We start from the raw sequence: 12,534 nt of genomic DNA on the forward strand, positions 1-12,534 counted from the left end.
TCAAAAACTATGATAGATTTAGAGAACCTGTTGTATTTGCTAAAACATTTAGTTTGGAGCCACACTGGAATAAAGGATACTGTTATATGGTGGATTCTGAGGGAAATAAATTTGTTTTATTAAAAGAAGGGGCAACGAATCCGAATATTCCTAATGCAAAGGTAATAAAGATACCTGTAAAAAGTATAGATACTATATTTTACTGTCCAATTGTTTCAACTGCTGATATATTAAACGATTCCTCATGCTACGATACAATAAAAGGTGTTCCAAGCTTCGTCTTGAAATACTCGCCAGAGCTCAAAAAAAGATACGACGAAGGCAAGGTATTCAATATTGGCACAGCCTCTGAACTTAATTATGATGTGGTAGTTAATACAAGCCCAGATATTGTATTCTTAGGGTCTTGGTCAGCCCATGATACAATGGAAGCTAAATTAAAATCACTAGGAATCACCGTATCAAGATTCCATACATACGAGGAACCTACATTTTTGGGAAGGATAGAGTGGGCAAAATATGCCGCTGCCTTCTGGGGAGAAGACAAATATAATAAAGCAAATAATTATTTCCAAAAATCTTGGAAAAAAAGAAACGAATTATTAAGAACTACAAGAAATGCAAAAGACTACCCAAAAGTTGTTGATTTTTGGAAATATAGTGATACAAGCACGCCATATATACCAGAAGCTCAGAACTATTATGCAAAGATGATAAATGATTTTAGAGGAGATTACGCATTTAACGACCTGCCAGGAACAGGTTCTGAAAAGATTGATTACGAGACATTTATGGAAAGGGCAGCAAATGCAGATGTAGTTATACTCAGGCAGTGTAAAGACATAAAAACAAAAGCAGATTTATTAGCCAGATATCCAAATTCAGGCTTTGAAAATTTCAAAGCATACAAGAATGGAAGATTCTATGTTTCAAAGCCTGATTATTATATATGGGAGGCAAAAGACCCAATTGGAACTATGGAAGATTATGCCAAAATGGTTCATCCAGAATTATTCCCTAATGGAGATAGTGATTTAAAATACTATATTAAACTTCAATAACTTCTATTTTTTAATTCCTTTTTATATATTTATATATTAGGAGGATTTTTATATCATTATTAAAATTTTAACTTAAATTATAATGTGAAAAAATGAAAAATCGAAAATATTCGGTATTTGTAAATTGGTTTGAAGATTATGTGAGCAAATATAATTTAAACCCAAAAGACCAGGAAAACATAAATCTAAAAATTTACCATACTTACCGCGTATGTGATGAAATAACAGATATTGGAAATAGTTTGAATTTAAATGAGCTCGACATGTTTTTAGCAAGAACTATTGCATTGTTCCATGACATTGGAAGATTTGAACAATATGCGAAATATAAAACATTCTCAGACGCTAAATCCGAAGATCATGCATTATTAGGCATAAAAATACTTCTAAATAATAATATATTGAGGGAGCTTGACAACACCCATACTAAAATAATTATAAATGCAATCAAATACCATAATAAAGCAAAAATACCCAATAACTTAGATGCTAAAAGTTTATTTTTCGCCAGACTAATTCGTGATGCAGACAAACTGGATATTTGGCGTATTGTAATTGATTATTATGAAAAAAAGAATCAGAATAAAAAAATTGGGCTTGGATTTTTGGATGAACCATATATATCTAATGAAACATACAACGCTGTGAAAAATAAGGAAATTGTAGAATATGAGAAAGTAAAAACAATTAATGATTTGAAATTACTTCAAATGGCATGGATTTATGATATAAACTTCCATAGAACCTTTGAAATAATAAAGGAAAGAGATTATTTAAAGAAGATATATAATACATTGCCAAAATCTGAAAAAACATATGATATTTATAAAGACATGCAAAATTATTTAAATAATATGTTAAGGAATAACATAAGAAAAATAAAAGAAAAAATAAAAAATAAATAAATTAATTAAAAAAATAAAATTTTTTGATGATACTATGGAATTATTTCATTCAAAATATAAAACACTAAAATACAATCGAAATATGGTAATTAAAATCAGTGGGGAGCTCTTCCCAGATGAGCTCTGTGAAAGATGTGGAAGATGTTGTATAGTAAATGTTTATAAAGATTCAAATGGAGTTCCTGTAATAATTTACTGCAAGCATTTTGATAAAGAAACAAAACTATGTAAAATTTACAAAGATAGATTCAAAAAAGAAAAAACTTGTTTATCTATGATGGAAGCCATAATGGCCCAAGCTTTGCCTAAGGACTGTCCCTATGTTAAGAATATCAAAAATTATATGGAGCCAAAATGTTATGAGTTATTGAGATACTACGAAGGGGATAAAAAATAATATAATTTTATGTCTTTTATATTACATTTATATATTTGTGAGATATGCCCTAAGCTCATCAATGGTCATTCTCTCCTTTGCATGTTCTATTGGTATGAGGTATGTAAATTTTGGTTTATTAGGCTCCCCTTTTAATCCAAGTATTATTATATCAGCTTTTGGTTTATTATTGTATAATCGTATAATTTCATTTATTGGGTAAGACCTTTTATAAATAGGATAGACCAGTTTATCGTTGTAATATATTGAATTATTCTCAAATTTAAGCCCTTTTTTTAGTAAATATGCAATAAAATCTGCCTTTTCTTTATTATCCCCAAATGTATTATCACCATCCTCAATAGCAATTGAAGATATGCCATCATTTAATGGAATAGTCATGCTTTTTTCTTCTTTTTTAGATTCCACTGAAATGGATTTCGCAAAATGTATTTCCACTTCTCCATTTTGTGATTCGTTTTTTATTTTTATTTTTTTCTTTTTTATATTCTTTATAATTTTTTTAATAGATTTTTTAAATTTTACATAGACTATATAAATCAATATTAATAACGCTGCACCTATAAACAAAGGGGATAATAGTATCGCCAAAATCCCCAACAATGCGAGCAATAACAGTATGGCAACAATTCCTGTTATTCCGGTAAATCTATATACTTTAAACATGTTATCACTTTTTATATTATGATTTAAACCAAGATTCAAGAGTGGTTTGGCTTTTTTTCTTATTAACTATTTTTTCCAATTTTTTAATAGATGGTATAATCCTATCCTCTGAAAAATTATTTTTATTTATTAAAAATTCCTTCAATCCTTCGATATCAGGAGTTCCCAATTTCAAATTATAGTCATCTGTTATTTTTGGATTTTTAAATATATTTTTTATCACTTCATAGTTTTCAATATCTTTTATATACTCTTTCATTTTGTTGTTTTTTACTATATTTAGTGCCTTTTTTGGACCAATCCCCTTAATGCCTCCTATATTATAATCAGTTCCAATCAATATTGCCATATCTATAAGATTGTCAAGTGATATATTCAGAGTTTCCAAAACTTCATCCAGTTCAATTAACTCCACAGGTTTGTTTGATGCTGTGATGTTTCTAACAGTTCTCGGAGCTCCGTATAATAAGGCATCGTAATCCTGACTTACAACTGCATAGGAATCTCCTTTTTTTACAATATAGGAACACTGTGCCTCTCCTTCTGATGGTGAAGTTATGTGGGGAATACCCATTAAATCCAAAAGTTTTTTTGAATTTTCCACAACCTTTGGTTCTAAATAGTTAATTCTTTTTGCATATTTTTGCATATCTTCTATGTTTCCTTCTTCTTTTGCCGTTATATATTCTTCCATGGCTTTTTCTTTTACCTTTTTTCTTTCTTCTCTTGTTTTAGTTTTTAATTCTGGCGGTTTTCCATCAAATACCCATATCGGTGTAATATCATTTTCAAGCATATATATATTCTTATAGAATATACCGTTGTATGTTGAAGTAATTTCCCCTTTTGAATTTCTAAGAGGGCTACCATCCCTTAACCTTATACTAGATAGAAATTGATATAAAATATTCATAGCATCAATTGCTACGGTTTTGTTTTTTAAATCCTTTAATGATATTTCCTTTTTTGGGATTAAATCGTTAAACTGCACTCCCATTTTATTCACCAAATGTTTATTATATATTAGTTTGTAAATTTATAATATTAATATCTCTTTTAAAATTTTTCATAATACTTTTAATTTTATTTTAATAATAATTTTCACAATAATTCCTTTACAAATTCCTTCTTTTTAATGGCTTCATCACATGCCTTTTTAACCTTTTCCTTCATAATTTCAAATTCTTCTTTATCGGGCTTCATTTTATCCACGACTTTTTTAACTGGGGTATATGCGGCCTCCCTAAACTCTGGAATCAGTGGGATTTTTTTACCATTATCTATTATATAACTAGTATTTCCTTCCTTTACCTCTCCAACCATCTTTGCATCAGTTTTTTTCATAATTTCATCCACATGTTCTTTTGGAGCTATTATCAATAAACTATCCACTGAAATTCCCAATGGGTCAATATTCAATTTGTTCAGCATATCCAAAACCTTTGGATTTATCAAACTATATATTTCATCCTTATAAAACTCCAATGAAACATTTGCAGTTTTTGAAATTTCATAGGCATCCCCCCTAAGACCTCCGTTCGTTATATCAGTCATTACATGAATATATTTTAATAGGTCGTGTTTTATGAGATTTTTACATGCCTTTAAGAAATCCACATTGAGTGTTTCATAAATTACATCAAACATGCCATAATATAATGCCGTTGTGGATATTGTTCCTCCACCGCTTCCCTCAGTCATTAAAATTACATCTCCAACTTCTGCTCTTTTTCTTGCCGTTGGTTTGTTATCTTCAATTACACCTATTGCCCCTACGGAGCTCACCATTCTATCCCCCAACACCATGTCTCCTCCAACTCTCAATGTGCTTCCTGCAACCAATGGGACACCTATTGCCTCAGATACTGCACAAATGCCACCTGTAAAATCGAATATCTTAGATACATCTCCATCATCTGCTAAATGGATATCACTTATAAGTGCAACAGGATTTGCCCCCATTACAAAAACATCTCTAAGGCATGCCCTAGTAACATGAAAACCAGCTAAAAAAGGAAAATCACTTAATCTTGAATGAGTTCCATCAACTGCAACAACTATATAATTTGCATTTGATTTTACAACCCCTGCATCATCCTGTTCCCTGCTATCAACTTCTGTTTTTTGATTTGTGCTTTCTATTATTCTTGCTATTTGTCTATGTATGAAAAAATCCCCTTCTCCTCTACTGCCCCCGCCTATCTCTCCCATGCCCACTCCTGATTTCTTACAGTTCAAAATATATTTTAACTTTTCATCATCTATTTTTTTATATGATTGGGTGGTTTTTACCTCCTGAATTACTGCCTCAACAAATTCCTTTGCAGTTCTCTCATCTATTTTTTTGACTTCCATTAGTCTTTTAAATCCATCTTCGATTATTTTATTTTCAGGCGTTTTTCTCTCCAAACATCTTTTTACATATCCTTCAATATCCATTTTTTTCACCAAATAAATATATCATGTATGTTATAATAAAATATTTAATTTATATAAGTAAATTACGGCCCTCCCTTTAAAATATATTAAAAGATTTTATATAAGCATTGAAATATAAAAAGGTTATATTCGTAAAAAATTCTTAGCTATAACCTCATTATATCTTTATATGAAAGTCTTATAGTTTAGTGTGTAATATATAACCATATTATAATTGATGTTTTAAAAATTAAGAAAATCTGTTATATTTAGTATCTAAAAAAGGTTTAAGTGTTTAACTTATTCTATTTATAATTCTATAAATTTTATAACTTTGAGGTATTTACGATAAATTATATTAATAAATATAAATTCTTATGAGAACTACAGTTTAGTATATTGAAGTGATAATGTGAATTCAAAGACTTCATTGATTGAGGATGTCATAAAGAATATAATAACACCACATTTAAATCATAAAATTTTGACAAAAATTAACAAAAATAAGGTTTTCTATGCAATCAGACAGACAGATAAAAATATAAAAATAGTGCTGCCTTTTGTGTTTAAAAGGGATGATTTAATAGATATAAATAAAAAAGGATTGGAGGGAAGCACGGCACGAATTATTGAATGTATTAAAGAGCAAATGAAAAAGAAAAAATTTCCTGAATTATCTGGAAGTCTTGGAAAACGATATGCTGCATTGTTTGAACCCATAACTGTGATAAATAGTGATTTAAATATAGGCAGCGATTTATGGAGGTCTGATAAATATAACTTTATAAATAACAATGAAATTCATTTACTATTAAGGATGATATTTAAGGACGGAGCTCCGAAAATAATAGCAAAAAGAATTGACGAACTATCTTATGAATTAAATGATTTCATCCAAAAGATACCTTGCAAAATCCTTGAAAAAGAGAATATTAACGTAATAAATCAAAAGAATTTAAGGGATAAATTAAAGGATTTAGGGCTTGTATCCTTTATAGGAGATAATTCAAGACCTGCGAGGAGCTATACAAATATAAGAAGACATTATAGAATTGCAGGACCAAAAGAAGGTATAAATATACCATTCAAAACGCCTGAGGAATTGAATCCAATAGAGGTAGAGCTCTACGATGGCAGCATTATTACAGGGCTCGGCATAAAGGAAAAGGAAATATTTATTATTACTGGAAGAAATGCCCAAGGTAAAACAACATTGATAGAGGCAATTGACAGCGGGCAGGATGACCATTTAATCGGAGATGGAAGAGAATATATAATCACTACAAAAAACCTATCCAAAGCCACCACGGGATGCATGCAGATGTATGGAAATGACATAAGTTTATTTTTTGAAAAACTACCAAAGGGAATAAAAGGCACTCCAAAGAATGTTCATGGGACAGCATCAGGTTCTATGACTATGGCTTATCAGATTCAGAAGGCATTATCAACAGATGTGGATTTGATATTAATCGATGAAGATAATTCAGCCGTAAATTTACTTGTAAGTGGGTTATTGTCCAATTGGTTTGAAGGAGTTAAACCACTTTCAGAAATTATAATGAATGAGAGAGAAAAATTAACAAGTGCCTTTATAATTATTACAAGTAGTTTAGATTTATTAACTGCATCTGGTGATAGAGGAATATACTTAGAAGACCACGAGGCAAAATATTTGGATATAGATAAATTCAGAAAAGAACTAAGTAAATACTATTTAAAATTAAGTAATAAAGTATATAAATAACTAATAAACAAAATTTTCTATTTTTTAAGAAGATTATTATAATTTTGTATTATATTACATTTATATATTTAATTACATTAAAATGTCTAAAAATGTTCTATAATCAATATATATTAAAATAATCATTTAAAATAATATAAAATAATATTGAGAGGTAGATATAATGAGTAGGGCAACTATTGAATATAAAAATTGTAATAACGGTAAAAATAGGGAAGATTTAATATTAGTTGATAAAGATGGTTTAGCTATTGTTCCATTGTTATCATCCATAAACGAGCATGCTGGCAACATATCCCTTGCAATATACTGTGCCTCAAATACACTGTTTAACAATATATTTAATAAAAACGATAGCAATGGCAATGTTTGTAAAATAACAATAGAAGGCAAAAACGAAACACTAATTATTGAGGATTGTGGTAATTATTTAAAAGTCTCTAAAAAGATTTAAATTTTTTTATTAATTTTTTGAATACTTTTATATATTTTTATTTTATTATATATAGAATATTTTTGAATACTTTTATATATTTTTATTTTATTATATATAGAATATTTTTGAAATGGTGGTATTATGAAATTTAAAATATTTTTAATAATATTATTGTTGCTATCTTCGATTTTTGCGTTTGGCGATAACATAAATTCAAGTTATAATGTAAGTAAAAAACTTCAAAACCTTACTTTTCCAGTAAACAGCACCATATACAGCAATAATATTGGTAATAATAGTAGTAGCAATAGTAGCAATATGGTTATTAATTTAGATATAAACAATAGTGCAAATATTACAAAACCTGAAAATAAATCCATTAATAAAGAAAACACCACCATTTCTAAAAATTTAAAATATATCAATAACTCCAAAAATATAAAAAACATCTCCAAGAAATTAAAACATTATTTAGATATATCGATAAATAATTACAAAGTTGTTATAAAAACTAATGGAATGCCTTATGGGTTTACAAATAAGACATCTTTAAATGTTGTTAAGGTAAGCAATAATACATATATTCTCTCCCCTATATTATTAAATACAAACATTACAATTTATTCAAAATTTAAAAATGAAACACTATCAAAGGAAATATTCGTAAAATATAATCCAAAAAATGAAAAAATAGAAAAACATAAAATAAATAAAACTATTGTTGTTAAAGATATTTATTTTCCATCGGAAAAAATAATTATAAAAACCAACTTTAAACCAAACAAAGCACACATAATAACTCCTAATAATAAAACTATAAATTTAAAAATCCATAAAAAAGGAAATTATTACTATTTATCAGCAAAGCTAAATAAAAATGTTTTATTGGGAAATTATTCTGTTTTAGTTGATAGAATTAAAAGAAACTTTGTTGTAGATTACTACAAAATTAACGCTAAATTTAATAATAGTTATATTTTTGGTAATGTTTCATATTATGTTAAAGAACCAAAGTTTATAACTTGCTCTATTAAAAATAAAAAAGAGTGTAATATTTCTTTAGTTAATGGAACATTTAATATTTCTTTGAACCACTTCATAAACAAATTAAATATATCAAAACCAGAAGATATTAAAGAGATAATTTTAACCTGTGGAAATGCAAAAAAAAAGATAAAAATTAAACTTAAAAACAAGCCAAAAATAAAAAAAATAGTTTCCTACAATCCAGTTAATAAAAATTTAGTTATTAAACTTGAAGGAAATAAAAATGAGGTTAATAAAATATTGAAAAAATATAAAAAGAAATATTCCATTTCAAAAATAAGTCAAATAAATAACAACGTTATTGTAGAAATTAAGACAAAGGCAAACAAAAAACTCTTAAAGAAATATTCATTACCTAATAGTATTTTAAATACTACCATCGTCTCAGAAAAAATAAGTAATACCGAGATTAAAGTTAAAGTCAATAACAAATTAGATAATGTTTGGTATAAATTCAGTTGCAAAATTCCAGAAGGTTATAGAGTTAAAAAAATCGTAGGGGATGATGGCAGGGTTATTAGGAATAATATTTCAATAAATAGATTAACCGGAGAGGTTAAAGGGGAGCTCAGGTGGTATGTTGAGAACAACACATTATATTTTTATGACGACCCTGTTTATGGATATGATATATCCTTAGAACCCCCTGCACCAAATAATTCAATTGCTGTTGAGGTATCCTATGATGGTCAAGATTCTGGTGGATGTGGTCAAATCTCTGCAATAGTATTTCCATACAATGAAGGAGACAATTCATCCACAATAAAATCCCATGACCATGCGGGAAGAACAGGTGATAATAACTATGCAAATAATATCGACGCAGATGCTGGTTCAAAAATAGCAATAAGGTATAAATCAGGCAATATAATACGACAGTATGGAAATGGGGGGGATTGGTATGAAACAGCCCCATATTATCTATCTGAAATCAATAGAACTGATATTCCATTGAATAGTGTGCCCAATGGTATTTTAGAGAGTGCTATTATAACAGATATGTATGCTCCATGGAATGATCGTGAATTGAATATCACTCAAAAAATTATTATTAGGGGGAACAATAAATGGTTTGCTACTGTATATTATATAAAAAACCCTACGACAAAGACATACAGCAATTTAAAATTCTTCCAAGGTATGGACTGGAATTTTGACGGAGATTATTTAAATGACAACTCATACTACAACAATAGCTATGACTTAGTATATGGGCATAAGGCTAATGCACCTATCAATAATATCCAATACGGTGGTTTTAAATCACCTATTTTTAGTTATGCCCATGATGTTAATCAATATGGAAATATGTGGAATGATATATCAAATAATAATCTAAATAATAATTCATACTACAATGGCGATGCAGGAACTGCTTTGGAATGGTATAAAAGTTCTTTAAATCCTGGGGAAATATGGGTAGTGCCTATAATTTGGGGATTAGGTTATAACTATACAGATATGATTAATGAAATAAATATGGGTTTAAGTCAGCTGTATGATGCAGGCGTTAAAAGTATAGATTATCCAAATAATGGAGATAGTTTTAACCCAAATATTCAGCAAGTAATATATGTAAATTCAACAGTGGCACTATATGGATTAGTTGATGCATATAATTTAAATGTTTCAATTAATATTACGCAAATAAATGGTAGTTATTTCTATTCAAATTTTACACTAATTAATTTATCAGTTCCTAATATGGAAGAAAAATCCATAAGTTTTCCAATAAACATTTCAAATATACCCTATGGAAAATACAACATATCTATAAAAACGAATCTACCAAATGACCAAAATACTTCAAATGATGAAAAGAGTATTACAATATATATTTCCACTTTTTCAATAACACCTAACTATCAGGAAAAGATTGGAAATGCAGGAGATGAAATATATTACAATATAACTACCCACAACGAAGGAGGAACTAGCAGATTTGATATAAATATATCCAATTCAACAAAAGGTTGGACAACAAAAATATATAAAAATTCCTCGTTAATAGCTGAGGACAACAATGGAGATGGAACTTGGGATTATATAGCAAGTGGTTATGACTCGAATTCCAATGGTTTGCCTGATATAGATATACCAAATGGAGATTTCAATTTAACAGTTACAAAGGTAATTCCTTCCACAACACCATTGGGTGAGCTTGATTTAACCAAGTTAAGATTTACAGATATTTCAAATCCAACCATATATGATGATGTGTCTTTTCAAACATCTACCCCTTACCCTTCTTCTGTTCAAAAAACATTTTATTTACATGGAAACTATTTAAAAACCCTTAACACTTCAAAACCTACGGTATCAAATAATTACACAACAATTGATGGATATTCATTGAGTTCCTGGTATCAATCACCAAGATTTGCAGACGATTTTGTTGTATTGTCAAAAATTCCAATTCTACTTTATATGAATGACCCTTCTGGAACAAATACACATGATATTGTAATATCTTTAATAGCCACTGATGGAAGTAATTCATTTACCTTGGGAAGTGATGAAGAAACCATACAGTTAAGTAGTAATGTAAATCCGTACCTATTTAATATCTCCTTAGATTCATTGAAAACCATACCAAAAAATTACTACATTGTTTTGAGGGTGGAAAATCAAAATTCAGATGATTCAATAAATTTATATCATGATACAAACCATATATCTAAAATATCCCTAAATACAACAACTTATGTTAAAATAAGCAATATATACAACGATAAAACAAGCTATTGTATTGGAAATGATGATGTTGCTACAATTTTTGCCAATATTACTGACCCAATAGGTTCCTACGATATAAGTGGGGCAAATATAACAATATACTATCCAAATGGAAGTTTATATATAAATAGCTCAATGGAGCTCCAAAGTATAGATAACAATACCTTATCTTTTTGGAAATTGTATAATTATACTTTTAACTTGCCAGTTGGTGGAACATATAATATTACAATAACAGGTATAGAATCCAACGGAGTTATATATGAATCCAACTATTCAATAAATGTCAATCCTAAAATTATACGAGGTAATATTTATGAGGATTTTGGAACATTGGGTGTTAAAGATTCTTCTGATATCCCTATTCCAGATGTGCGCGTGTTGCTAATTAAGGATATAAATGGAAATGGTATTCTCGATATTAACGATTCATGTATAAATACTACGGCAACAAATGCAACAGGAAATTATACATTTGTATTAAACAGCAATGGAACCTATTTTGTTGCGGTAGATTCAAGAACAATCAACACAACGAGAGGTTTAAATGATGGATACAATATAAATGATATTTGGGCTGAGGAGACTTATCAAACCAACGAAAGCAATTACTCTCAAATAATTCCGTTCTTCGGAGGTAGAAACGCTACAATAAATGATAAAGTTGGGGTGGTTTTCTTTGATAACTTTGAAAATTGGAGTGGCTGGTATAATTATAGCAGCGGTATTGTAAGTCAGTCAAACGAGGTATCTGATTCTGGAACATATTCTCTTAAAAAATCCAATTATAACGACCCAAATGGGGGTTATAAATTACTACCATATAATATAAGTAGGGATGTTGTATTGGAAGGTTGGATATATAGACCAAGTAATTGGGGTGGTGGAAGTATTGATAGAATAGGTTTAGAGGATGAAAACTTTAACGGATATACCATTGCAGTAAGCCACAGCACTAATAGTATATGGATAGATAAAAGAACAGGAGGTAGTGCCAGTAGAATAAGTTCAGAAATAACTTGGAACCCACCAGAGGATGAATGGTACGAATTTAAATTATATATTTATAAAAATGGAACTATAACCTTAAAGATATACGACAAAAGTGGAGTATTTCAAAA

General features: G+C 28.8%; 8 protein-coding genes and 1 pseudogene. 6 read left to right on the forward strand and 3 right to left on the reverse strand.

Annotation, left to right across the window (positions count from 1 at the left end; genetic code table 11):
• The 3 genes from F7B34_RS05105 to F7B34_RS05115 all read left to right on the forward strand — a co-directional run.
• Window positions 1–1,061: ABC transporter substrate-binding protein (locus F7B34_RS05105; protein WP_292460757.1), on the forward strand; the 1,061-nt coding region annotated here is incomplete at its 5' end.
• Window positions 1,062–1,153: 92 nt separating this feature from the next.
• Window positions 1,154–1,966 (forward strand): HD domain-containing protein, encoded by an 813-nt coding sequence (locus tag F7B34_RS05110; protein ID WP_292460758.1) that lies wholly within the window; start codon window positions 1,154–1,156, stop codon window positions 1,964–1,966.
• Between the two features lie 34 nt (window positions 1,967–2,000).
• Entirely contained in the window at window positions 2,001–2,363 is a 363-nt protein-coding gene (locus F7B34_RS05115) for a YcgN family cysteine cluster protein (RefSeq protein ID WP_292460759.1), read from the forward strand.
• A gap of 27 nt (window positions 2,364–2,390) precedes the next feature.
• On the opposite strand, the gene F7B34_RS05120 is transcribed toward F7B34_RS05115, so the two are convergent.
• From F7B34_RS05120 to F7B34_RS05130, 3 genes are all read right to left on the reverse strand, one after another.
• Window positions 2,391–3,029 (reverse strand): hypothetical protein, encoded by a 639-nt coding sequence (locus tag F7B34_RS05120; protein ID WP_292460760.1) that lies wholly within the window; start codon window positions 3,027–3,029, stop codon window positions 2,391–2,393.
• A gap of 16 nt (window positions 3,030–3,045) precedes the next feature.
• Entirely contained in the window at window positions 3,046–4,026 is a 981-nt protein-coding gene (gene fen, locus F7B34_RS05125; RefSeq protein ID WP_292460761.1) for a flap endonuclease-1, read from the reverse strand.
• Between the two features lie 104 nt (window positions 4,027–4,130).
• Entirely contained in the window at window positions 4,131–5,468 is a 1,338-nt protein-coding gene (locus tag F7B34_RS05130) for an AIR synthase related protein (RefSeq protein ID WP_292460762.1), read from the reverse strand.
• 391 nt (window positions 5,469–5,859) lie between these two features.
• Between F7B34_RS05130 and F7B34_RS05135 the strand changes: the two genes are divergently transcribed.
• From F7B34_RS05135 to F7B34_RS05145, 3 genes and pseudogenes are all read left to right on the forward strand, one after another.
• Window positions 5,860–7,194, forward strand: a complete 1,335-nt coding sequence (locus tag F7B34_RS05135; RefSeq protein ID WP_292460763.1) for a P-loop domain-containing protein — start codon at window positions 5,860–5,862, stop codon at window positions 7,192–7,194.
• 163 nt (window positions 7,195–7,357) lie between these two features.
• Entirely contained in the window at window positions 7,358–7,648 is a 291-nt protein-coding gene (locus F7B34_RS05140; RefSeq protein ID WP_292460764.1) for a hypothetical protein, read from the forward strand.
• Between the two features lie 123 nt (window positions 7,649–7,771).
• Window positions 7,772–12,534 (forward strand): annotated as a pseudogene (locus F7B34_RS05145) (hypothetical protein); the annotation flags it as partial.

The sequence above is a fragment of the Methanothermococcus sp. genome (assembly GCF_015523155.1).
In the GTDB taxonomy this organism is placed as follows: Archaea; AGJL01; Methanococci; order Methanococcales; family Methanococcaceae; genus Methanofervidicoccus.